Here is a 22,885-nt window from a genome sequence, read left to right as displayed (position 1 = left end):
GCCGCCCCCGCCCAGACCACGCACTCCATCAACATTGGTCGATAGCTGCGGGCCTGGTCGAACAAGCGGCCGTCACCGGCGAATCATCGGGGTCAGGAGTTCTAAAAGCTGGCCGGCCGACCGGTCATGGCAGACGGCGCCTACCGCGGCAATCCTGAGGTAATCATCCCGTACCGCAAGCCCGCTGACGGCAGTGATCTGCCCGAGTGGAAGGCGGACCTGAACAAGCAGGATCGCTCGGTCCGAGCGCAGGTCGAACACGCCCTGGCCCGCATGAAATGCTTCAAGATCCTGCGCGACTACCGCCGCGCCGCCCACACATTGGCCGACACCGCATCCGGCATCGCCCACCTCCACAACATCATCCTGGCCGGCTGATCCAGGAACCGTTGCGCGGCAACGCCATCACCGAGTTACGAGACATCCTTAGACGCACTCACATGTCGCAACGGGGCACCCTGCGATTAGCAGGTCGACTCGGGCAGCGGGCTTCGAGCGCCGGGTCACATCACGACGCGGACACCAGGCCAGCGTTCGGTGGGGCGGTGGCGGGCGAGTCGCCGCCGGGAGATCTCCGCGCTGGCCCTGGCCGGGTTGCGCCGCCACACCCCATCGAGCAGATCGTCGGGGCCGTGGGGCGCGCATACCGTGATCTGGTCATGCGCGTCGAGGCGTACGGCCACGGCGGTGGCGTACTCGGGCCAGGTGGCAATGGCATCGGCGACGGTCCGCAACGGCGCCACCGGACCTCCGCCGAACTTGGCCGGGTACCAGGTGTGCACCGCGGCCTGGTTTTTGCCTCCCACGGCGGATTCGGCTAGCGCGGATGGTCACGGGCGACCTCCTCGCCACCCGAGCCCCGGGCGGCGGCGCCGCGTGCCGCGGCCGCCGGGGGACTTCGGCCGGTCGCGATGTACGCCCGGCGATCGGCCGTCTCGTGACACGCTGCCGTGGGGACGACCCGGACGGGAGCGGAAGTAATGACCATCGGTATCGCGGTGAACGGCAGCTGATGGGCCGAGCGGTGATCATGCTGGCCGCGGTGGCGGCGGCCGTGCTGGTGGACGTGCTCAGCGGCGTACTCGTCAACCGGATCGCCCATGGTCGCTACAAATGGCTGCTGGCGCCGCTGCGCCAGGCCTGCCGCCGCCCGACGACCGCCGTTCTGCTACTCGCTGGCCTCTACGCCGCGCTGCCGGGAGGGCCGGGCCGGTGGCTGCGCGAGGGCCGGCACGCCATCCTGTTGCTGCTGATCGGCAGCGTCGCCTTGCTGGTGGTCAGGGCGCTGCACGTCGCCGAGATCGTGGCGTTCAGCCGGCTGCCGGCCGGGGTGATGGCCGACCGTCGGATCCGCCGCACCCGCACCCAGATCCGGCCGGTGCGACGGTTGACCTCGACGGCGGTCACGATCGTCGCGATCGGTCTGATCATGACCACCTTCGAGCCGATACGCCTGTTCGGCATCTCGGTGCTCACCTCGGCCGGTGTGATCGGCGCCGTGATCGGCCTGTCCGCCCGGACCGCGCTGGGCAACGCCTTCGCCGGCATCCAGGTCGCCTTCGCGGACGGCCTCTACATCGGTGACGTGCTCGTCATCGACGGCGAGTGGGGTCGCGTCGAGGAGGTGAAACTGACTAACGTGGTGATCCGGCTCTGGGACGACCGCCGGCTCATCCTGCCCACGACCTACTTCACCGAGCGCCCGTTCCAGAACTGGACGCGACACGAGACCCGGGTGGTCGGCAAGGTCCAGATCCACGTCGACCACACCGCCAACCTGGACGACCTGCGCGTCGAGGCGCAGCGCCTGATCGAGGCGTCGCCGCTGTGGGACCGGCATCAGTGGGTGCTTCAGATGGTCGATGCCAACCCGCAGACCGTCGTCATCCAGATCCAGGCGTCCGCCGCCGACGGGCCGAGCGCCTGGGACCTCCGCTGCGACCTGCGCGAGGCGATGGTTCGCTACCTGCGGGAGAAGCACCCGCAGTGGCTGCCCCGCACCCGCAGCGAGTACAAGCCCTGATTCCGCGCCCGGGATGCGGCATTCGCGTTGCCGACCAGCAGCCGGGCCGTTAGACCACCATAGGGCTGACACGCAACGAAGGTGGGGAACCCGATGCTGGTTGACCTGCTCGCCCAGGACGCCGCCCCGGGAGACCTCATGGCGGCGCGGGTGCAGATGGCCCTGTCCCTGGGCTGGCACATCGTGATCGCCTCGTTCGGCGTCGGCATGCCGGCGGTCACCGTCTTCGCCGAGTGGCGCGGTCTGCGCACCGGGGACCCGACCTTCACCCGGCTGGCGCACCGCTGGGCCAAGGCGATGGGCGTGCTGTTCGCGGTCGGCGCGGTGTCGGGGACCATCCTGTCGTTCGAGATGGGGCTGCTCTGGCCCGGCCTGATGGGCCGCTTCGGCGACGTGATCGGCCTGCCGTTCGCGATGGAGGGCATCGCGTTCTTCGTCGAGGCCATCTTCGTCGGGATCTACCTGTACGCCTGGGACCGGGTGCCACCCCGGGTGCACCTGCTCTCCGGACTGCCGGTCTGTGTCGCGGGCGTGGCGTCCGCGTTCTTCGTGGTGTCGGCAAACGCCTGGATGAACCAGCCCCGCGGCTTCGACCTGGTCTCCGGCGAGGTCACCGACGTCAGGCCGTGGCAGGCGATGTTCAACCCGGCGACGCCGCCGCAGACCCTGCACATGATCGTCGCGGCGTTCATGGTGACCGGCTTCGGCATCGCCAGCGTCTACGCGGTGGCCCTGCTGCGCGGCCGCCGGGACCGCTACCACCGGCTCGGCTTCGCCATCCCGTTCACCGTCGCTGCAGTGCTCTCCCCGGTGCAGGTCGTGGTCGGCGACTGGGCGGCGCACTTCGTCGCGGAGTACCAGCCCACCAAGCTCGCCGCGATGGAGGGGCTGGCCCGCACCGAGGCCGGCGCGCCGCTCTCGCTCGGCGGCGTCTACGTCGACGGGGAACTGCGGTACGCAGTCGAGGTGCCCAACGCCCTGTCGCTGCTGGCCAGGTGGGATCCGGACGCCGTGGTCATGGGCCTGGACCAGGTGCCCGACGATCAGGAGCCACCGGTGACGGTGGTCAAGTGGGCGTTCCAGCTGATGGTGGCCATCGGCTTCGGGCTGGTAGCGCTTTCCGCCTGGTGGGCGCTTGCGTGGTGGCGGCGTCGGGATCCGCCGCGCTCGCCGTGGTTCCTGCGGGCCGCCGCCCTGTCCGGGGTCGCCGCCGCCGTCGCGGTCGAGGCCGGCTGGGTCGTCACCGAGGTCGGGCGGCAACCCTGGATCGTGTACGGCGTGCTGCGCACCGCCGAGGCGGTAAATCCGGCGCCGGGCCTGGCCACCGGCCTGGCCCTGGTCGCCGCCGTCTACGCGGTGCTCACCGTCGCCACCGTCGCGGTTCTGTGGCGGATGGCCTGCCACCGCGACGAGCCGGTCGCTCCGCAGAAGGGCGTACCCGAACCGGTGGACAGCGGCCGATGACCGTCGTCGACGTCCTGCTCGGGGTGCTGCTGGCCGGTCTGACGCTCTACACCCTGCTCGCCGGCGCGGACTTCGGCGCCGGGATCTGGGACCTCCTCGCCGGCGGGGCGCGCCGCGGCGCAGCCCGCCGGGAACTGATCGCGCACTCGATCGGCCCGGTGTGGGAGGCCAACCACGTCTGGCTGATCCTGGTGATCACCCTGTTCTGGACCACCTTTCCGCCCGCGTTCGCCGCGTTCGCCTCCACCCTTTACATCCCGCTGACCCTGGCCGCGCTGGGCATCATCGGTCGTGGCGCGGCCTTCGCCTTCCGCAAGGCCAGTCACACCCTCACCGAGCAACGCCTCTACGGCGCCACCTTCGCGCTCTCCTCGGTGGCCACCCCGTTCTTCCTCGGCTCGATCGTCGGCGCAGTCGCCTCCGGTCGCGTCCCACCCGGCATCACCGAGGGTGACATCTGGCGCAGCTGGCTCAATCCCACCTCCATCTACGGCGGACTGCTCGCGATCGGCGTGTGCGCGTACCTCGCCGCGGTCTACCTCATCCACGACGCGCGCCGCGCCGGTGCCGCCGACCTGGTGGCCCAGTTCCGCCGCCGCGCCCTGGTCACCGGCATAGCGGTGGGCGTCGGCGCGGCGGCCGGGCTGGCCGTCGTCGCCGCCGACGCGCCGGACCTTTTCGCCGATCTTCGGGGCCGGGCGCTCGCCCTGGTGCTGCTCTCGTTCGCCGCGGGGCTCGGGTCGCTGGTGCTGATCGCCACCGGCCGCTACCGGGCGGTGCGGGTGACCGCGGCCCTCGCGGTCGCGGCCGTCCTCTGGGCCTGGGGCGCCGCCCAGTACCCAGACCTGCTGCCGCCCGACCTGACCGTCACCGAGGCGGCCGGTGATCCCACCGTGCTCGCCACGGTGCTCGCCGTCCTCGCGGTCGGAGCGCTGCTGCTGGCGCCCTCCCTGCTCTGGCTGTTCGGCATCTTCCAGGGCTCCAAGCCGGCCGCCGGCAACCCACCGCCCCGGTGACGCTCACCCGGGCGGGCAGCCTGTGGGCGGCGCTGGCGGCGGCGGTGGCGCTGGGAGCCCTGCACCTTCTCGCGCCGGCCATCCGCCGGAGACTGCCGGTGCCCACCCACGCGGCGACGTCCCTCGGTGGCGGCATCGCCGCCGCGTACGTGTTCCTCTACCTGCTGCCGCGCCTCGCGGAGGGCAACCAGGCGGTGGCCCACGTCCTGGAGGAGGAGATCAGGCCCACCCCGGCCCGCGGATTCGTGCTGTTCCTCGTCGCGCTGGTCGGCTTCTTCACGTTCTACGCCCTGGAACGTGTCACCCACCGCTCGCAGCAGCGCCGGCAAGAGCCCAGCCGGCTGGTCTTCGGGTTCCAGCTCGGCTTCTTCGCCCTGTACAGCGGCCTGATCACGTACACCCTGGCGACTAAGCTGGACGCGGGGCTCGGGCCGGCGGTGCTGTTCGCCGTCGCCATGGGGCTGCACGTGCTGGCCACCGACGGCGTCCTGGCCGAGCACTTCCCGGTCAGCCTCACCACCGGGTGGCGCCTCGTCCTGGTCGCCGGCGCCGCCGGCGGCTGGGTGACCGCGGTCGCCGTCCAGCCCACCGGCGTGCTGATGAACGTGCTCACCGCCTTCCTGGGTGGCGGGATCCTGCTCAACATTTTCGTCGACGAACTGGCCCCCGAAAGGCACTCCAGCTTCACCTGGTTCACCATCGGCCTGGCCGCCTACTCCGGCCTGCTCGCCTTCGCGACCTTCACCACCGACGTCGGCGCTGCCTGAGGACGATCACCGGCCGCCTCCAGACGGCCAGCCGGTGATGGCGGCCGGTTGTCAGCGACTGACCGTCACGTCGACCGGTCCGGCGCTCACGGTGCCGTCATTCAGTGGGGTGCAGCGGATGCCGCCCGTGCGGCGCAGCGCCTTCTACGCATTGGGGGCCGATGGCGACGTCCTTCAGGCACAGGGGGTTGGCCGGGCGGTTGTCCCGCAGGCTGACCGGCCTGCGCCGGCGTCGTCGTCAAGCCCTCCCAGCACGGCCGCGGTTTGGATGATCTGCTGCAACAACTCGCCGGGGTGGAGCCCCCGGGACACACCGCGACGGCTCGCCGAGCTGCTCGTCGGGTGTCACGTGCCAGCCGGTACGGCGGCGGGCCGGACCGAGAGGTCGAGCTCGCCGCCGACGACATTGACATCGATGGTGTCGCCCGGATTCGCCCCGTCATCGAGCAGCAGGGTCGACAGCCGGTCTTCCAACTCGCGCTGGATGCTGCGCCGCAGTGGCCGCGCCCCGTACTCGGGCTGGTAGCCCCGGTTGGCCAGCCACTGCGTGGCGTCCGGGCTGATCTCGAGGTTGATGTTCTGTGCGTGCAACCGACGGCGGGTGCGGTCCAGCAGCAGGCCGGTGATCTCAAGGAGCTGGTCCCGGTCCAGGCCGGTGAAGACGATGATCTCGTCGATCCGGTTGAGGAACTCCGGCCGGAACCGCTGCCCCAGCAGCCCCATCAGTTCCTCGCGCTGGTCGTTGACCGGACGCCCTGCCGCCTGCGCGGCCAGAATGCGGTCCGCGCCGATGTTGCTCGTCATGATCAGGATGGTGTTGCTGAAATCGACCGTGCGACCCTGCGCGTCGGTGAGGCGACCGTCGTCGAGCACCTGCAGCAGCGCGTTGAACACATCCGCATGCGCCTTCTCCACCTCGTCGAAGAGCAGCACCGAGTATGGCCGGCGCCGGACCGCCTCGGTGAGCTGACCGGCCTCCTCGTACCCGACGTAGCCCGGGGGCGCTCCGACCAGCCGGCTGACCGTGTGCTGCTCCTGGAACTCGCTCATGTCGAAGCGGATCATGCTGGACTCGTCGCCGAAGAGCGCCGCGGCGAGGGCTCTAGCCAGTTCAGTCTTGCCGACGCCGGTGGGGCCGAGGAAGAGGAACGACCCGTCGGGTCGCTGGGGGTCGCTCAGCCCGGAACGCGATCGGCGTACGGCGGCCGCCACAGCCCGTACGGCCTCGTGCTGGCCGACCACGCGCTCGTGCAGTTGCTCCTCGATGCGCCTCAGCCTCTGCTTCTCCACCTCCGTGAGCTGGGTGACGGGAACACCGGTACGGCGGCTGACCACCTCGGCGATGTCGCTCATATGCACCTCGGGCACCGGAGGCGTGCCCTCCTGCGCCGCCGCCAGATCCCGCTCGGCCGCACCGATCTCGGCTTTCAGCGCACCCGCGCGTTGATAATCCTCGTTCGCCACCGCGCTGTCCTTCTCCCGGCGCAGCTGGGACAGCCGCCTTTCGATCTCCTTCTTGTCCGGAGCCGGGGTGCGGGAACGAAGCCGGACCCGGGCCCCCGCCTGGTCGAGCAGGTCGATGGCCTTGTCCGGCAGAAACCGGTCGGTGATGTAGCGGTGGGACAGTTCAGCCGCGGCGTCCAGCGCTTCGTCCGTGTAGCGCACCTGATGGTGCGCCTCGTACCGGTCACGTATGCCCTTGAGGATCGCGACGGTGTCCTCCACGCTCGGCTCCGACACCAGGATCGGCTGGAACCGGCGCTCCAGCGCAGGATCCTTCTCGATGTAGCGACGGTACTCGTTCAGTGTCGTCGCACCGACCACGTGCAGTTCGCCGCGGGCCAGGGCGGGCTTGAGCATGTTGCCGGCATCCATCGCCCCCTCGCCACCGCCGCCCGCGCCGACAACGGTGTGCAGTTCGTCGATGAAGAGGATCAGCCCGTCCTCGCCCGACGTCACCTCCTGGATCACGTTCTTCAGGCGCTCTTCGAACTCACCGCGGTACTTGGTGCCCGCCACCATCCCGGACAGGTCGAGTGCGACCACACGCCGGTTGGCCAGGGTTTCGGGCACCTCGTCGTTGACGATGCGCTGCGCGATGCCCTCGACGATCGCCGTCTTGCCGACGCCCGGCTCGCCGGTGAGCACCGGATTGTTCTTCGTACGCCGGGAGAGCACTTCGATCGTGTCGTCGATCTCGTCATCACGGCCGACGACCGGATCGAGCCGACCGGCCCGGGCGTCCTCGGTGAGGTCCCGCCCGTACTGGTCAAGGGTGGGGGTGCTGCTGGCTCCGCGCCCGTCGGCACCGCCCGCCGGCGGCGTGGGCCCGGTGACGGCCCCACCGAGCGCCCGCAACGCCCGGCCCGCGGTCGTCTCCGGGTTCGCGGCGATGCCGAGCAGGAGGTGTTCGGGGCCGATGTACGTCGCGCCGGACCGTCGCGACTCGCGGTGCGCGTCGAGCAGGGCGCGCTTCGCCGCCGGCGCGAGCGGAGGCGTGTCCTCGCGTGGCCTGCCCTTGGGGACGGCCGACTCTATCTGGCGGGCCAGGTCGTCGGGGTCGGCGCCGCTCGCGCCGAGCATCCGGCGGGTGGGGTCGGCCTGGGCTGCGGCCCACAGCAGGTGCTCGACATTGAGGTACGGGCTGCCCCACTCCGTAGCCTGCTCGGCTGCCCGTTGCAGGAGTTGCCGCGACTCGGTGGAGAGCAGCCGGGACAGGTCGACCCGCTCCACCGGACGTCCCGCGAACGGGTCTCCGCCGAAGAACCGACTGATCAAGTCGTCCAAGGAGCCGCCGGGGATGCGGAACGCGTCGAGCGACATCTCATACCCTTTCTGCCGGTGGGGTGGGTCCTCGGCACAGGCCCACCTGAACGCTACGCACCTTTCGCCCACAGAGTTGGCCTTTATGGGTTTCTGGGGAGGCCAGGGTTTGTACTCGCTGCGGGTGCAGGGCAGCCACTGAGGGTGGTTGTCGCGGAGGTCGCACCGGAGCGTCCCAGGCGCTGGGCCCCGTCGGCGCCTGCGGCCTGCCCACCATCGGATCGGCGCCTTGACCGGCAGGCCGGGAGGCGCGGGACCCCGGTACCCGCGGACCCTGCGGTCTGCCCTCACGAGCGCTGCGTTGTTACCGGTGGACTTGACCCAGGCGTCCGGCAGGCGTCCGAGTTTGGCCACCGGCGGGGGACCGAATTGCGCTCAGTGTTCCGACAGCACCACGCTCTCCGCCGTCTTGCGCCCCAGACATCTCCGCCGAGTTCGGGCGGCGAAGGCGTGATCGAAAGGCGGCGGTGTACTTGCGGTCGCGGATGAGGAACCCTCCCCGCAGCACACCGGCCACCCCGCCCCACCCTCGATGCGCCCCGATCCGGTGATGGCTGTCGATTCCCAGATCGCGGACCTCACGGTACTCGCGCAGCGCCTTGTCGGGATTCGCCGCGAAGGTGGTGTCGGAGCCGATCTCGGGGACCAGATAGTGGTAGTTGGTGTCGAACCACTTCGTCAGTTCGAGCGCCGGCTCGGCATCGACGCCCCGGGCCATCGCGAAGTAGGTGTCGAGATCGCCGAGGCCGAGGCGGGCGAACCGGTGCGGGATCGCGCCGACAGCGACGGCCGTGTCGAGCACGTGGTCGTAGTAGGAGAACGTGTTCGACGGGATCGCATCCAGGCGCGCGTCGCGCAGCGTCCGCCAGACCTCCTCCCGTAGTGCGGCAGCGGTCGCCGCCAACTTCTCGGCGTCGATCCGGCCCGCCCAGTAGGCCTCGACCGCCTTCTTCAACTCGCGGTGCGCGCCGATGTGGGGGTAGCCGAGCACTGTGCTCTGCCCGAATGAGGTTGTCACTGTGGTCCTTCCCTCGAGGTGCCTGGCGGCCACGGGGGAAGGGGAAGGCGGGGTACGGCTGTCGCGTACCGGCTTTCCGCCCTGGCCCTCCCGAGAGGCCGCCGACGGCGCGCACCGGCGGTACGCGCAGTGCGGGCAGGTCTTCGGACTCGCGGCACGACCGGATCCACCCGGTCACCTACTGGCCGTCGCTTCCCAGACCTCGCGGTCCAGTGCTTCGTTGACGGCTGTCGTTCCCACTCACCGCTGCGGGGCAGTCCCGGATTCGCACCGGGTTCCCTCTTACGGCGCCCCACTCGCGCGGCGGGGGGGGCGCACCAGCGCCGTTGTCCATCGTATGGGGCGGTGGGCCGACGTGGTCGGTGTGTCCGCCCTGCGGGACAGCAAGCCGTCGCGGCAGCGGAGTGCTTGCGTGCGACGAGAGGGTGACGAGGGGCTAGAAGATGGGCCGGGTCGCGGTAGTCGTGGTCGGCGGATGCGCGCTGCCGAACCCGGTCTGAACCGCCCCGGGTGGAATGGTCGGTGCCGCCGACGAGGTAGTCGCCTCTCTCCGGCGCCGACGGCTGGCCCTGGCCCCTACCGGCGCGGCGCGGAACGCACGGACCGAGGGCTCTGCACCTGCCCGGCCGCTGGTCCGGCAGGTCGGCCAGCCGGACGGGCACCTGCCTTCGCCGTAGCGCTTGTCGTACTGGGCCACCGCGCGAGCGCGGGGGCAGACGAGGCCGTACCGGCTGGCCGTACGGGATGAATCACCACGAGGGCACCTGCCTCTGCCCCGGGGGGAGTGCGGCCAGGCGTCGGCGGCGCCGTGAGTCATCGCCCCCGCCGCACGTGGCGTGGGCGATGTCGGCATCGGCGATCGCGGACCGGCCGGGCTCGTTCCACGCCGAGGTCGTCGCACGGTCGCGGATTCACCTGTCGGCGGCATGAGAGGTTGCAACAGTGGTCGGGTGACCAGCGGAGAGGATGAGGTGGCCGGAGCCGGGCTGGGCGTCCGGCGAACCCTGGTCGCGACGCACGGCGGGGTGACGCGAGCCGAGCTCTTCCTCGATCTCGTGTTTGTCTTCGCCTTCATGAACGTCGCCGGCCTCATGGCCGCGCGGTCGGCCTTCGACGCGCTGGTCCAAGGCGGGCTCGTGCTCCTGCTGCTGTGGCGCAGTTGGGCCGGGTACGCCTGGGTCGGAAACCTGGTCCGGCTCGACCGCGGGATCCTGCCAATCGTCATGTTCATGGTTGCGACCGCGCTCCTGCTGGTCGCCGTCGCGATTCCGGATGTGTTCGTCGACCGGCACGCCGGGCTCTCCGCACCTCTCGTCTTCGTCGTCGGCTTTCTGAGCATCCGAGCCGTGTCGCTGTTGATCATCATGCGGAGCCGGCGACGCTCGACGCAGCAGTCGATCGCACCCGCCCGGCAGGCCTGGCTACCCCTGGCCGCCAGCGCCGTCCTGCTGCTGTGCGGGGCGCTGCTGCCCAGCCACCTCGCACCCGGACGCAGCGCCGGGCTGCTGCAGATCCTGCTCTTCGCGGTGGCGACCGCCGTCGACTACGTCGGGCTGCGCGCTCCAGGCACCGGCAGTTGGCAGCTCAGGTCGGTGCGGCACTGGGCAGAGCGGCACAACCTGATCATGCTGATCGCCTTGGGCGAGACGATCATCTCGATCGGCACGAGCCGGGGGTTCGCCGGCACACCCGCGATCACCTGGTCCGTGCTCGCCGGCTCCGGGCTCGCGCTCCTCGTCGTGGCGTTCCTCTGGTGGGCGTACTTCGACATCGCGGCGCTCGACGCGGAACAGACGCTGGAGTCCGTCCCCCACCACGCCCGGTCCCGGCTGGCCCGCGACGCGTACACCCTCCTGCACCTGCCGATGATCGCCGGGCTCATCCTGGTGGCGTTCGGGCTCAAGCACGCGCTGGGCGCCACCGAGATCGACACCGCAGAGAAGTGGGACGCCCCGGCTCTGTTCAGTCTCTACGGCGGGGTCGTCCTGTACCTGCTCGGGTTGGTGGCGTTCGAGTGGCGCATGGTCCGGCGAATCGGCCGGGGTCCGCTACTCGGCATCGTCCTGGTCGCGCTGCTGGCGCCGGTGGCCCGCACGGTGGAGGCCGTGGCATCGCTCGGGATCCTCGCCGGGGCCCTGGTCTGCGTGGTGCTCGCGCATGTGACGGTGCTCCGGAAGCGTCACCGCGGCCTGCACCGGGTGGTCGCCGTGACGGCCGGGCGCGAGGTCGAGGCCACCCCGGAAGACCTGTTCCTGGACCTCGTGTTCGTGTACGCGTTCATCCAGGTCACTGTCCTCATGACCCGGCACCCGGGGGCGACCGGCGTGTTCCACGGGCTGGCCGTCCTCGCCCTGCTCTGGTGGTCCTGGATCAACCACACCTGGTACACGACTGTGGTACGCGGGTCGGCGAACGTCCGGCGGTTGATCGTGCTCACTGAGGTGACCCTGACCCTGATGCTCGGGATCGCCACGCCACAGGCGTTCAGTCACGTGCCCGGAGGGTTGCCCGGTCCCGCGATCGTCGTCCTCACGTACGTGGCGGTGCGCGTCCTGCAACTCGCCGCGCTCTGGATCCCGCTCCGGCGAGACACCGCGCTGCCCACGGCCGTGATACGAGCCGCCGCGCCGACGTGTGTCGCCGCCGTACTGCTGGTGGGCGCCGTGCTCGCCGGCGGGGCCACCGGCCCGGCGACACCCCTGAGCACAGCGCTCTGGGTGGCCGGCATCGCCGTCGACCTGAGCAGCGGCTATCTCACCGGAGCCCGCAACTGGCAGCTCGGTCAGGTGAGCAAATGGATGGGCCGCTACAACCTGATCATCCTCATCGCGCTCGGCCAAGCGGTGATCTCCACCGGAATGGCCGTCGCCGGCCTGCCCGCCTCCGGACCCGCGCTCCTCTGCGTAGCACTCGGCGCTCTCCTGCTGTCCGCCCTCTGGTGGACCTACGTCGGCACCGACGTCGTCATCGGCGAACGGTTCACCGAGCTGACCACGCCGCGGCAACGTGGAACTCTGGCCCGGGACGCCTACACGTACCTGCACCTGTTCCTGGTCGTCGGCCTCGTCCTGGTCGCCTTCGGCCTGCGCACATCGTTGGCCATACCCGGACAGCTCGGCCCGGCGACGCCGGCCGGGCAAGTCATTCTCGTGTGCGGCCTAATCGTCTTCCTGCTGACCGACCACCTCGTGTGGCGGCGCGCACGCCGTACCGTGACCCGCCCCCGGGCCCTGACCCTGTTGGTCGCCGCGCTTGCTCCGCTGACCATCCTGCTGCCGGTGCGGGAGGCGCTGATCCTGCTCATCCTAAGTCTGTCGTCCGTGCACCTGCTCGCCCGCACGACCAGACCGCGGCCCGGCAGTCACCCCGCCCGCGGCACGTGAGCGCGAAATTCGCTGCCCGTGATCGCAGTAGCCCGCGCATCTTCCACCAAGCCGCGGATCGCCGGGTGCCGCCGGCCGGGTTGGCGTCTATAAGCTACTGGCGGAATGACCGCGCCAAGTCCTGACCTGTCATCGGCCGGCCGCCCCACTCGGCGGCGACGCGGTGCGGGTCGCCGGTACGGAAATCCGGCGGCTCGTGGAGCAGGAAGTCGCGGTGGCTGATGTTCCAGGCGTACGCGCCGGCCATGGCGAACACCAGCACGTCGCGGACGCCCACCGGCCCGGCGTGCGTCGTGCGGGACAGCACGTCCTTCGGTGTGCACAGTTGCCCGACTACAGTGACCGGCCCGCCGTCGGTGCACGGCCCGTCACCGCTGTACCGCTGGTGCACGGTGAACGGCTGCGCATGGCCCTTGGCCGCCGGTGTACGAAGGTGGTGGGTGCCGCCCGCGACCACTGCGAACCACTCGCCGTAGGAGCGTTTCACGTCGATCACCTCGGTCAGGTACGCCCCGCAGTAGGCGGTGACCGACCGGCCCGGCTCGACGCGAAGCCGCACCCCCGGATACGCGTCACACACGCCGGCCAGTGCCCGCCCGTAGCTGGCCCAGTCGAAGCGGGCTGCCGGGTCCACGTAGTCGACTGCCATGCCACCGCCGACGTCTACCTCCCGGGCCCCGACCTCGCTGACCGACCAGCGGACCACGGCTTCCGCCACCATGGCGGCGAGCGGCGCGTCCAGTCCGCTGGCCAGGTGGACGTGCACGCCTCGCACCTCGACCCCGGCCGGTGGACGGCGGGCGCAGGCCACCGCCTCAGCCGGGTCCATTCCGAACGGGCTGGGACGCCCGCCCATCACCAGGCTCGCCCCGGGCGCCTCCAGTGGCAGGTTCACCCGCAGCAGCACCCGCGCCCGCACCTCGGCGGAGACCGCCAGCGCGCCAAGGCGGCGCAGCTCGGCCGGGGACTCCACGTGGATCCGGGCCACCCCGGCGGCGAGTGCCGCGGCCAGATCCGCGTCGGTCTTGCCCGGACCGGCGTACGCGGCAGCCGCCCGCTCGGGCAGCACCTGGGCGAGGCGTCGCAACTCGCCCCGGCTGGCGGTCTCGAAGCCGTCGACGACCGGTGCCAGCGTGCGCAGCACGTCCGGCTCCGGGTTCGCCTTCACCGCGTACAGCAGCTCGACCTCCGGCGGCAAGGCGGCGCGGATCGCCCGGGCGTGCCCGGCCAGCGCGTCGAGGTCGTGGACATAGACCGGCCGGGTCACGCGCGACCGCCGAGAGGGTTCGGCACCGGCACGAACGGCGCTGCCCGGTCCGCATCTCTCCGCCATCGCACCAGCAGGTTCGCCTTGGCCACCAGCAGCTCACCGGCCAGCAGGGCACGCAGCTCGGGCGGCTCGCCCAGGTCGGCGGCTACCGCGGCGACCACGTCCCGCACCTCCCGCCACAGGGCCGGTTCGATGCCCGGCCGGGCGTCGGCGAGAGCGCCGCTGATCCCGGCCAGGTGGTTGACGAACAGGCAGTAGACGACGCGCTGGCGGGCCTGGAGGGCGTCGTACCCGACCTGCCGGGGCAACCCCGGTGGCCAGCTCGTCCATCGGCTAATGTCCAGCTTCACCCCCTCCAGGTCGCGCAGCAGCATTCGCACCGGGCAGCCGTCGGCGTCGCGCACCACGAGGACGTTCTGGAGGTGCGGCTCGTGCACCACGCCGTGCCGCAACCACGCATCCAGCACGGCCGGCACCAGCAGCCCGACGTAGCGCCGCCACCACGCCACCGGGTCTGCCGCGGATAGCGGCGCGGCGGCCAGCGCCGCCGCTAGCACCGCGGTCTGCTGGGGCCGCAGATGGGCGCGCAAGCCGGTGCGCAGGATCGTCCCGTACGCCTCGTCCGCGCCGGCCGCGTCGATGGTCCGGTACGCGGGTTCGGCGAGCATCGCCACGCCGTCGGACAGCGGGATCCCGGCAAGCAGCCTGGTCAGCGCGACTGCGGCGGTCAGCTCGTACCGGGCGTTCTTGCGCAGGCAGTTGGTGATCCGCACGTGCAGGCTGGTCTTGACGAACAGGTCGGCGTCGGGAGAGTAGAGCGTGCGGACGCTCGCGGTCGGGCGGACCGGCGCCCCGGCCAGGCCGAGCCGGCGCACCCGGGGATGCGTCGGCGGCACCAGCGTCACCTGCCACGGGTGTACCGGCAGCACCCGGTGCCCGGCCGGTGGGCGCGGCGGTTCCAGGGCGGCCAGCATCGGGTCCACCGGCCCGGCCTCGGCCACCAGGTCGTCCGGCACGGCCAGCCAGTGCAGCCGGAACTCGGTGCGCAGTTCCGGCGCGTACGCCTGCCATTCGTCCGGGTCGCCACTGCGCCACTTGGGGGTGGGGTGGTGCGGGTGGCCGAGGACGAGCGACTGCTCGGACGCCACGTAGGCGTCGATCGCCGGGTCGCTCGTGGGATTGAGGTCGGCGGCCGGCCGCCCGGCCAGCAGGTGGGCCACCGTGTCCCGGCTGGCCCGTACCTGGTCGAGGAACTCGGGATTGTTGTGGCCGGTGCGCGCGGTCAGCTCCGCGGCGACCAGACTGGCCAGCCCTTCGGCGTCCAGGTCGCGCCACGGGCCGCCGTCGGGCCGGTGGCGCACCGGACCGGTGTAGCGATGCGTGCCGACCGGGGACAGCCGGGCCGCCGTGCAGCGTAGTGTCACCCCGGTGGACGGCAGCCAGACCTGCACCACGTCGCCGGTGATGGTGACGTCGGCGGGGGTGGCGACCTCGCGGGCCAGGCAGCCGAACACGGCGTGAGCGGCGGCCAGGTCCGCAGGGTGGGTGTGCCAGGCTGCCCGGGGGCGCAGTCCGGTGCTGGTCATCGCGTCTCCCGCAGATAGTTCGGACCGGTGTGCCGGTAGAACTTGTTCACGTCGGCGCATCCGAGCCGCTGCTTCGGTAGCAGGGTGCCGGCGGTGACCATCGCCTTGACCGGAAGCCGTTCGGCGCGCAGCACCCGTTCGGTGAACTCCCGCGCCGCCAGGCCATCGCCCCACCGGTCCCGGGCCGCAATGAGTCGCGGGGTCAGCGCGGCGGCCGGCGTCGGCACCGGGACCCCGCGGGCGGCCAGCGCCAGCAGCGGCGCAGCGGCGGCCAGGTGAAGGGTGATGGTGACGAACACGTCGGCCAGTTCGCCGGGGTCAGTGACCCACATCCGTGCGTCCCGCAGTGTCACCGCGCCGCGGTGGCGCGGGTCGAGGCGGGCACCGTCGTCGTCCTTGTAGAGCAGGCCGATCGTCCCGTCCGGCGCGAGGAGCAGGTGGATGTTCTGCGGGTGGGCCTCCAGCGCCACGCCGTACCGGAGCCACAGGCAGACGTGCCAGTCGAGCAGCAGGTCCAGGTAGGCGTCGAGCACGGCCTGTGGACGGCCGCCGCCGATGCGCTCCAGCACCGTGCCGGACTCCGGGTCCGGCGCGGCGAGGGCCGCCACCGGCACCACCCGGGTGCTGGCCAGGTCCCGGGGGAACCGGCGGAGCAGGAAAGCCCGCCGGTCGTCGTCGCCGACGTGACCGAAGGTGCGCTCGTCGGCATGCCGGATCCGGCCCGCGAAAGCGGGTTCGGCCGCAGCGGTCCGGTCGAGCAGCCCGGCCACCGCCGCGCCGTCGGCCAGCGTGGCCGGCCGCAGGCCGCGCCGGTTGCGCGCGCCCAGCGTGGCGGTGGGCAGCGGTAGCTTCAGGTGCGTGTACGGGTCGTCTGCGAGCGCCACCGTGCGCATGGAGAGTGTGGGCCGCACTGTCACCACCGGCCGGTCGGTCACCGGCAGCGCGTGCCGCGCCGCGGTGAGCGGGTGCACCGGCAGCAGCACGTCGCCGGCCCGGTCCGCGGCCGGCCACCACGCCGGCAGCGGACCGGTGAGCCGTACCGCCGTCCGGGGGGCGACGTGCCAGCGCAGCGCGAAAGGGTGCGTGCTCCGGGGCGTACTGGGTCAGGTCGTCGTCGCCGAGACCGTGCCGGCAGCGGTCGGTCGGGTAGACCGGATGACCGGCGTGCGCGGCGAGCACGTCGTCGAGCAGTGCCGCCGGCATGCCGGCCGGCGTGGTCACCCGTTCGGCGGCCACGGCGGTGAACACCGCCGGCCGGGACCGGGTGGCGAGCCGACGGGCCCGCAGGTCGGCGTGGCACTCGGCGATGAACGTCTGCCAGCCGGCCTCGGCCTCCGGGTCGTCGACCGGGGCGAGTACCGCGAGCAGAGCGTCGAGGGTGTCCACCCGGCGTTCGCGGCCCTCGGCGTCGCGGACGTCAAGCATGGCGGTCGCGCAGCGCAGCATCGCCTGGAAACCGTCGGCGCGGACCGGGATGCGCAGCAAGCCGCCGGCGTGCGGTACCTCCCACCGGCCGGTCACGGTGAGCCGGCCGCGCCGGAGCAGGCCGATGTGGTCCTCGCGCAGCAGCGCGTCGAGCACCCGGACGAAGACCTGCTGCTCGCTGTGGTCGGTCATCCGGTGATCGTCCAGCTCAGGTCGTCCCGGAACGCGGTGAGCGCGGCCCGGACGGTGTCGGGGTCGGGTCCGATGCCGTGCAGCGCGGCCAGGTAGTCGCGGTTGGTGCCGGTGCGCTCGGCGACCCGGCCCACCTCCCGCATCGGACGGCACGACAGCCGCACTCCGTCGTGGACGGTGTCCACGGGCCCGGGCGCCGCCGTGAGCCGGCCGGACTGGTCGGCGCAGACGTACTCGACCCGGGCGTACCTGTTCAGGGCGGCCGGGTCGGGCAGGTCCAGCGCGGCCAGTGGCTCGCCGAGGTGCAGCCGGATGACGTGGGCGAACAGGGGCACGCCGAGCAGGCCGGTGAGGATCAGGTCCATCCGGTCACCGATGAGCCGGTCGTTCACCTCGATCAGCCGGATTCCGTCCGGCCGCACGACGTACTCGGTGTGGCAGGCGCCGAAGCCGACGCCGAGCGCGTCGAGCAGCGCGCGGAGCCTGGCATCGTGGGCGGGAGGTGGAGGCGCCCAGTCGAGGCTCACCTCGGTGAAGGTCGGCGGTGCGCCGAGGCCGGTGCGCCAGCCACCCAGCACCGTCAGCGATCCGCTGTCGCCCAGCGTGTCGTAGGTGCGCAGCTCGCCGGCCAGGTACTCCTCGACGATGAGAACCACCTCGGGCCGCCGCCGCCGGATCGCGGTGACCTGTGCGGCCAGCTCGCGCCGGTCGGTCACGAGGTAGGCGTCCTCGCTGGCCACACCGTCGCGGGGCTTGAGCACGGCGGGGAACAGGTCGGCCGGGACCGCAGGGGTGGCACCCGGGTCGAGGGTTATCGCCCGGACCGGGTCCAGTCCGGCGGCGGCGAGCGCGCGGCGCATGGCGGCCTTGTCCTTGCAGCGCCGAGCCGCCTCCGGGTCCTTGCCCGGCAGGCCGAGCTTGTCGGCGGCGACAGCGGTCGCCTCCTGAAGATGGTCGCTGTTGGACAGCAGCGCGGCGGGCGATTCGGCGGTGGTGGCCGCGACGATCGCAGCCGGGTCGCGGACCGCGCAGCGCCGCACCGGCACGTCGGCTGGCCACTCGCCGGGCCGGTCGGTCAGCACCGTGGCCGGAAGGCCGAGCGCGTCCGCTGCCGGGAGGAAGCCCTCCAGGACGGCGTCGGTGGGGTTCAGCGCGGTCAGGTAAAGGTGCATCGAACCTCCTAGACCGAACCGGCATTTAGGGCAGCCTACCCTAAATATGTAGCTTTGTGGAGGTTGTCGGACGCCGGCCCCCGGCCGCCAACCGATCGGCACGCCACAGCAGGGCGGCGGCAACCAGACCACCGACCAGGACAGCGAACGCGCCCACCGTCTGACCGGTCCGCAACGCCTCGGCGAAGGCGGTGGTCACCGCCTCCTCCCGGTCCGGCCCGGCGGCGGCCAGCGTGGCCGGGAACGAGCCGGCGCCGGCCAGCGCAGCAGGCAGCAGCGCGCCGAACCGGGCGTTGAGCACCGCGCCCAGCACCGCCACCCCCAGACTGCTGCCGACCTCGGTCATGGTGCCGTCCACACCGGCTCCGGCACCGGCTTTGTGGGTGGGGATCGCGCTCATCACCGCCTCCACGATGGCCGGGTTCGCCAGCGCGCATCCCGTACCCATGACCAGCAGCCCTGCCAGCAGTGTGGCGTAGCCCTCGGACGGACCGTGCGTGACCAGCGCAAGACCGGCGGCCAGCAGGGTCATGCCGACCGCGATGGCAGTCGGCAGGCCGAGCCGGCGGATCGCCAGCGCGGCCACGCCGCCGACGTTGAGCGCCACGATGGACAACGCGAACGGTGCCATCCGCAGCCCCGCCTCCCAGGCCGGGTAGCCGCGGACGAACTGAAGCTGCTGGGTGAGCAGGAACAGTGCCCCGGTGGCGCCGAACGTGATCAGCACGACGCCGCAGACCGCGCCGACGAAGCGGCGGTCCCGGAAGAAGTGCATATCCAGCATGGGGTGGGCGCACCGCCGCTCCCAGCCGACGAACAGCGCCAGCAGGAACACTCCTGCTGTGCCCACGCCGAGCACCGGCGCCGACGCCCATCCACGCTCGGGACCGGAGATGATCGCCCAGACGATCGCGGTCAGGCCGGCGGTAGACAGCGCGGCCCCGCCCAGGTCGAGACGCCCACCGGTCGGGTCCCGCGATTCCGGGACCAGTATCCGGCCGGCGAGCAGGCAGACCACCACGATCGGGACGTTCACCAGGAAGATCGCACCCCAGGGCAGGTGAGCCAGGACGAGTCCGCCGATCGGCGGCCCGGCGGCGAAGCCCAGCGCGCTGGTCGCCGCCCAGATGCCGATCGCCCGGGATCGCTCGGCGGCGTCGAAGACCTGCATGGCAACGGCCAGGGTGGCGGTGGCGAGCAGCGCACCGCCCACTCCCATGCCGGCGCGGGCGGCGATCAACTGCTCGGCAGTGCGGGCGAGCCCGGCCGCCGTGGAGCCGAGACCGAACAGCGCCAGCCCGACCAGCAGCATCCGTCGCCGCCCGTACCGGTCGACGGCGCTACCGGCGCTCAGCAGCAGCCCGGACAGCATCAGCGCGTACGCGTTGATCATCCACTGGACGTCGGCCGTGCCCGCGTCCAGCTCGACCGTGAGCACCGGCACGGCCACTGTCAGCACCGTATTGTCCAGCACCACCACGAGCTGGGCCAGGCAGAGCACCGCCAGGATCAGCCAGCGGTGCGGCACGGCGGCCGGCGGCGCGGCGGCCCCGTCCGCGCTCGCGGTCGGCAGAGCGCCGGGTGCCGGGCCGACGCTCGTGGAGTCGAGCGTCACGGTGTCGGCACCAGCGACGATCCGAGACGGCTGAGCGGTTCGGCCGAGGTGCCGGCGGCCCGCAGCGCCGCAGACGCGGCGTCGTTGGCAGCGGCGCGGCCGGCACCGGCGAGCGCGGTGCCGGTCGGGCTCCCGAGCGAACTCATGCGGCTTCCCAGCGGTAGTACGGACAGGATGCGCGGCGACTGCAGCCTCAACTGACGAGCAAGTCTGTCTGGGGGTGAGCCGCCCGGATCGTCGGCCCGGACGGCGGGAACCGGCGCTGGTGCGTCACGCCCACCGCCACCCCGGCGGCGACAAGCACCAGCGACGCCAGCGCAACGGCCGGGTAGCCGAACCGGTCGGCGGCGGTGAGCCCCAGCGAGGCGGCCACGAACGAGCAGACCAGCCCGAACGACGACAGCACGGTGAAGTCGGTGCCGCCGCTGCCTGGCCGGGAGTAGTCCATGTTGACCGTGTAGAGCACCACGTTGGCTATCGTGTACGCGGCCAGGAAGAAGCAGAGCGCGGCGACCGTGCCGCCTAGCGGCGCGCGGCCGTTCATCAGCGGCAGCAACGCCACTGTGGATAGAGCCAGAGTGACCCCGCCGGCCACCAGCACGCCGGCACGCCCGAAGCGGCCGATCCCGAGACCGGCGATCAGGCCGGCCGCGATCGCCGGCACGCTGGTCACCACGCCGGTGACCACGCCGATCCGGCCCAGCGACCAGCCGGCGTCCACCAGTGCTGGCGTCACCAGCGCGTACGCCATGCCGGCGCCCACGTAGACCAGCGGCACCACGCCGAAGGTCCACCACCGGCAGCCGGGCTGCCCGAACACCGACACCAGCGCCCGGTAGGCCCCGCCGATGCGCACGATCCGATCGGTGCGCTCCGGTTCCCGGAACCGCCACACCACAAGCAGCCCGATCGCGGTCAGCGCGGCCAGCAGGCCGACCGCCGCAGCCCAGCCGAAGCGGTCGTACACCAGCACGCAGACGCCGCCGCCAAGCAGGTTACCCAGATAGCTGGCCGCCACCTGGATGCCGTTGCCGGTGCCCCGCTCCGACGCGGCCAGCAGCCGCACCGCGACCGCGTCGACGGCGATGTCCTGGGTCGCGGAGAAGAACACGAACACGGCGCAGACGGCGATGACCGGACCCAGCTGGTCCGCGAGCCGGGAGAAGGGCAGCAGCGCCAGCAGAGTCAGCACCAACGCGGCCTGGAGCACCAGCAGCCAGGAGCGGTAGTGGCCGCGGCGCCGGGAGCCGTAGCGGTCGAGGAGCGGCGCCCAGAGGAACTTGACAGGCCAGATCAGGCCGACCACCTGTAGCAGCGCCAACGTGTCCAGCGAGGTGCCGCCGTCGCGCAGGATCGCGGTCAGCCCCACCGTGATGAAGCCGATGCCGAGATACTGCGTGACGTAGAGCGCGGTGAGCGTCCCGAGGCGGCCCATCAGACGGCACGCCAGTACGCGAGCGCGGTGAGCTGGTGCTTGCCGACGCCGAGCGTGCGCCGCAGGTGCCGGGTGATGCCGCGAGTGCTGGCCGCCTCACAGGCCACCCAGTAGTGCGCGGTCCCGACGGCGGGCAGCGCTGTGCAGACGGTGTCGACCAGGTGCCGGCCGTCGTCGCGGCGGCGCACCCACGTCACGTCGTGGTGGGCGCGGGCGCGCAGGGTCAGCGCCTTCTCGCCCTCGTGGGCGTACTCGAGCCAGACCGTCGCCGGGATGTCCGCGCCGGCGTCGAGGAGGCTGTTGACCGCCGGCAGCGAGGCCGCGTCGCCGACCAGGTAAAGGTGTTCGGGCACCGGGTCGGGCAGCGCGAACGCACTGCCCTGTACGGTCGCGTCGATGGTGTCGCCCACCCGCGCGGTGGTCGCCCAGCGGGCGGCGCAGCCCTCATGCACGGCGAACTCGAGTGTGAACCGCCCGGTGGCCGGGTCAGGATCGACGAGTGTGTAGGCCCGTTGGTGGGCCCGTCCGTCGTTGTCGAACCAGAGCCGGATCCACATCGTCGGGTGCGTGCCGCAGGCCGCGAGCAGCCCGCCGTCATCAAGGAGCAGGCGCTGGTAGTGCCCATCGACCGACTCGGTGCCCAGCACGGTGAGCCGAAAGTCGCGGCCCCCCATGGCCTTGAGTACCAGGCCCTCCCAGTTCCGTTTCACGAGCCCCTCCATGTAAGGTCACCTTAGTTAGGTGAGGGTAACCTAAGTTGACCACTTGAGGGAACTGCCACTCCCGGGCTGGCGGGTGATCCTCGCCGAAACGACTGCGAGGGCTGAATACCCGCAGCGTCCAGGGCGTCTCCGACGCCCGCTGGCAACAGCAGTGTCTGGCCGACTGGGCCGTCGGCGACCTGATCCCGCTCTGCCCACCCGCCCTCGCCGAAACCCCGAAGGAGGACACGATCGTGATCTACCAGGAACAGATTCCCGACCTCGGCGACCTGACGCTGGAGCCGGTGCGCCCCGACCAGCACGCCGTACTGCTGCACGGCTGGGTCACCCTGCCCCGCAACGCGTTCTGGGGAATGGGTGGACACAGCCTCGACGACGTGCGCGAGATCTACACGTTCCTCGACGGGCTGGACACCCATCACGCGTACCTAATCCTGCTCGACGGCGAACCGGTCGGGCTGTTCCAGACCTACCAGCCCGAGGCGGACCCGGTCGGTGAACGCTACCCGGTTCAGCCCGGTGACGTCGGGATGCACCTGCTCCTCAACCCGCCCCGGCGCTACGCCCGTGGTCTTACCACTGCCGTCGGTCCGGCCCTGGCCCGTTTCCTCCTGCGAGATCCCGCCGCGCGGCGCATCGTGGTCGAGCCGGACGTGCGCAACGAGGCCGCGCTGCGACGGCTGCGAACCGAGGGCTTCACATTCGCCTCCGAGATCGACATGCCGGACAAGCGGGCACAACTGGCGTTCCTGACCCGCGAGCGGTTCGAAGCGAACCACCAGCAGGCCTGATCCAGGCGCCCCGGCCAGACTCACGGTCGCACCCGCAGGCGCACTTGTCGAGGGCGCCTTGTCGCGTCGAGCGACCGAAAGCGCTCAGCGCACGGCACCGTCGGAGGCCGCCGCGGACGCCCGGAGTCCGCCACGTCCGGCAGAACCGTGCCTGGGCCGCGATCACCCGCCGACCGTTGTCGG

General features: G+C 71.8%; 18 protein-coding genes, 1 pseudogene and 1 riboswitch. Of the genes and pseudogenes, 8 read left to right on the top strand and 11 right to left on the bottom strand.

Features of this window, described 5'->3' with window-relative positions:
- Window positions 1-108: 108 nt before the first annotated feature.
- A pseudogene (locus tag BFV98_RS31040) lies at window positions 109-378 on the top strand (transposase family protein); the annotation flags it as partial.
- A 125-nt stretch (window positions 379-503) separates the two neighbouring features.
- Here BFV98_RS31040 and BFV98_RS31035 read toward each other — a convergent pair.
- Window positions 504-806 (bottom strand): nucleotidyltransferase family protein, encoded by a 303-nt coding sequence (locus BFV98_RS31035; RefSeq protein WP_082931039.1) that lies wholly within the window; start codon window positions 804-806, stop codon window positions 504-506.
- A gap of 206 nt (window positions 807-1,012) precedes the next feature.
- On the opposite strand from BFV98_RS31035, the gene BFV98_RS31030 reads away from it, so the two are divergent.
- The 4 genes from BFV98_RS31030 to BFV98_RS31015 all read left to right on the top strand — a co-directional run bounded on the left by BFV98_RS31030 (window position 1,013) and on the right by BFV98_RS31015 (window position 5,270).
- Window positions 1,013-2,023, top strand: coding sequence for a mechanosensitive ion channel family protein (locus tag BFV98_RS31030; protein WP_030274996.1), 1,011 nt, complete (start codon window positions 1,013-1,015; stop codon window positions 2,021-2,023).
- Window positions 2,024-2,116: 93 nt separating this feature from the next.
- Window positions 2,117-3,487 (top strand): cytochrome ubiquinol oxidase subunit I, encoded by a 1,371-nt coding sequence (locus BFV98_RS31025; protein WP_143025383.1) that lies wholly within the window; start codon window positions 2,117-2,119, stop codon window positions 3,485-3,487.
- Complete coding sequence (locus BFV98_RS31020; RefSeq protein ID WP_071098683.1) at window positions 3,484-4,503, top strand: cytochrome d ubiquinol oxidase subunit II; 1,020 nt, start codon at window positions 3,484-3,486, stop codon at window positions 4,501-4,503. The genes BFV98_RS31025 and BFV98_RS31020 overlap by 4 nt, the downstream gene beginning before the upstream one ends.
- Window positions 4,500-5,270, top strand: coding sequence for a hypothetical protein (locus BFV98_RS31015; protein ID WP_071098681.1), 771 nt, complete (start codon window positions 4,500-4,502; stop codon window positions 5,268-5,270). The genes BFV98_RS31020 and BFV98_RS31015 overlap by 4 nt, the downstream gene beginning before the upstream one ends.
- 345 nt (window positions 5,271-5,615) lie before the next feature.
- On the opposite strand, the gene BFV98_RS31010 is transcribed toward BFV98_RS31015, so the two are convergent.
- The gene (locus BFV98_RS31010; protein WP_071098679.1) at window positions 5,616-8,093 is read right to left on the bottom strand and encodes an ATP-dependent Clp protease ATP-binding subunit; all 2,478 of its coding nucleotides are present in this window, start codon (window positions 8,091-8,093) and stop codon (window positions 5,616-5,618) included.
- Window positions 8,094-8,397: 304 nt separating this feature from the next.
- The gene (locus BFV98_RS32925) at window positions 8,398-9,084 is read right to left on the bottom strand and encodes a hypothetical protein (protein ID WP_030502011.1); all 687 of its coding nucleotides are present in this window, start codon (window positions 9,082-9,084) and stop codon (window positions 8,398-8,400) included.
- 143 nt (window positions 9,085-9,227) lie between these two features.
- Window positions 9,228-9,448, bottom strand: a riboswitch (cobalamin riboswitch).
- Between the two features lie 613 nt (window positions 9,449-10,061).
- On the opposite strand from BFV98_RS32925, the gene BFV98_RS31000 reads away from it, so the two are divergent.
- A complete protein-coding gene (locus BFV98_RS31000) occupies window positions 10,062-12,494 on the top strand; it encodes a low temperature requirement protein A (protein WP_176921744.1) in 2,433 nt (810 codons plus the stop codon).
- 94 nt (window positions 12,495-12,588) lie between these two features.
- On the opposite strand, the gene BFV98_RS30995 is transcribed toward BFV98_RS31000, so the two are convergent.
- Genes BFV98_RS30995 through BFV98_RS32920 form a run of 3 tightly spaced genes read right to left on the bottom strand, consistent with a single transcriptional unit; the run spans window position 12,589 to window position 16,333 of the window.
- A complete protein-coding gene (locus BFV98_RS30995; RefSeq protein ID WP_071098676.1) occupies window positions 12,589-13,761 on the bottom strand; it encodes an alanine racemase in 1,173 nt (390 codons plus the stop codon).
- Window positions 13,758-15,350: an IucA/IucC family siderophore biosynthesis protein gene (locus BFV98_RS30990; RefSeq protein ID WP_071098672.1), complete on the bottom strand. Its 1,593-nt coding sequence runs from the start codon at window positions 15,348-15,350 to the stop codon at window positions 13,758-13,760. Before BFV98_RS30990 ends, BFV98_RS30995 begins: the two co-directional genes overlap by 4 nt.
- Window positions 15,347-16,333, bottom strand: a complete 987-nt coding sequence (locus tag BFV98_RS32920) for an IucA/IucC family siderophore biosynthesis protein (protein WP_255368316.1) — start codon at window positions 16,331-16,333, stop codon at window positions 15,347-15,349. The genes BFV98_RS30990 and BFV98_RS32920 overlap by 4 nt, the downstream gene beginning before the upstream one ends.
- A 46-nt stretch (window positions 16,334-16,379) precedes the next feature.
- On the opposite strand from BFV98_RS32920, the gene BFV98_RS32915 reads away from it, so the two are divergent.
- On the top strand, window positions 16,380-17,063 hold the full coding sequence (locus BFV98_RS32915) for a hypothetical protein (RefSeq protein ID WP_255368315.1): 684 nt from the start codon (window positions 16,380-16,382) through the stop codon (window positions 17,061-17,063).
- Here the strand turns inward: BFV98_RS32915 and BFV98_RS30980 are convergent.
- From BFV98_RS30980 to BFV98_RS30965, 5 genes are read right to left on the bottom strand one after another with little or no spacing between them, the layout of a single operon-like run.
- A complete protein-coding gene (locus BFV98_RS30980; RefSeq protein ID WP_071098670.1) occupies window positions 16,964-18,139 on the bottom strand; it encodes an acetyl-CoA carboxylase biotin carboxylase subunit family protein in 1,176 nt (391 codons plus the stop codon). The two genes, BFV98_RS32915 and BFV98_RS30980, sit on opposite strands and share 100 nt — an antisense overlap.
- 40 nt (window positions 18,140-18,179) lie before the next feature.
- Entirely contained in the window at window positions 18,180-19,754 is a 1,575-nt protein-coding gene (locus BFV98_RS30975; protein WP_083395349.1) for an MFS transporter, read from the bottom strand.
- On the bottom strand, window positions 19,751-19,900 hold the full coding sequence (locus BFV98_RS32420) for a hypothetical protein (protein ID WP_013476158.1): 150 nt from the start codon (window positions 19,898-19,900) through the stop codon (window positions 19,751-19,753). Before BFV98_RS32420 ends, BFV98_RS30975 begins: the two co-directional genes overlap by 4 nt.
- Window positions 19,901-19,947: 47 nt before the next feature.
- The gene (locus BFV98_RS30970) at window positions 19,948-21,189 is read right to left on the bottom strand and encodes an MFS transporter (RefSeq protein WP_071098668.1); all 1,242 of its coding nucleotides are present in this window, start codon (window positions 21,187-21,189) and stop codon (window positions 19,948-19,950) included.
- A complete protein-coding gene (locus tag BFV98_RS30965; RefSeq protein ID WP_071099068.1) occupies window positions 21,189-21,899 on the bottom strand; it encodes a siderophore-interacting protein in 711 nt (236 codons plus the stop codon). The genes BFV98_RS30970 and BFV98_RS30965 overlap by 1 nt, the downstream gene beginning before the upstream one ends.
- Window positions 21,900-22,144: 245 nt before the next feature.
- On the opposite strand from BFV98_RS30965, the gene BFV98_RS30960 reads away from it, so the two are divergent.
- Entirely contained in the window at window positions 22,145-22,702 is a 558-nt protein-coding gene (locus BFV98_RS30960; protein ID WP_071098667.1) for a GNAT family N-acetyltransferase, read from the top strand.
- Window positions 22,703-22,885 lie beyond the last annotated feature (183 nt).

The organism is Micromonospora sp. WMMB235 (genome assembly GCF_001855515.1).
Taxonomy (GTDB): domain Bacteria; phylum Actinomycetota; class Actinomycetes; order Mycobacteriales; family Micromonosporaceae; genus Micromonospora; species Micromonospora aurantiaca.
The sequence above is the reverse complement of the archived record's forward strand: the minus strand, read 5'-3'. Positions and strand labels throughout refer to the sequence as shown.

Coding starts and splice junctions, on each gene's coding strand:
- BFV98_RS30970 (WP_071098668.1), bottom strand. CDS start 21,189: ATGGGCCGCCTCGGGACGCTCACCGCGCTCTACGTCACGCAGTATCTC.
- BFV98_RS32420 (WP_013476158.1), bottom strand. CDS start 19,900: ATGAGTTCGCTCGGGAGCCCGACCGGCACCGCGCTCGCCGGTGCCGGC.
- BFV98_RS31020 (WP_071098683.1), top strand. CDS start 3,484: ATGACCGTCGTCGACGTCCTGCTCGGGGTGCTGCTGGCCGGTCTGACG.
- BFV98_RS31025 (WP_143025383.1), top strand. CDS start 2,117: ATGCTGGTTGACCTGCTCGCCCAGGACGCCGCCCCGGGAGACCTCATG.
- BFV98_RS31010 (WP_071098679.1), bottom strand. CDS start 8,093: ATGTCGCTCGACGCGTTCCGCATCCCCGGCGGCTCCTTGGACGACTTG.
- BFV98_RS30990 (WP_071098672.1), bottom strand. CDS start 15,350: ATGACCAGCACCGGACTGCGCCCCCGGGCAGCCTGGCACACCCACCCT.
- BFV98_RS31030 (WP_030274996.1), top strand. CDS start 1,013: ATGGGCCGAGCGGTGATCATGCTGGCCGCGGTGGCGGCGGCCGTGCTG.
- BFV98_RS30980 (WP_071098670.1), bottom strand. CDS start 18,139: ATGCACCTTTACCTGACCGCGCTGAACCCCACCGACGCCGTCCTGGAG.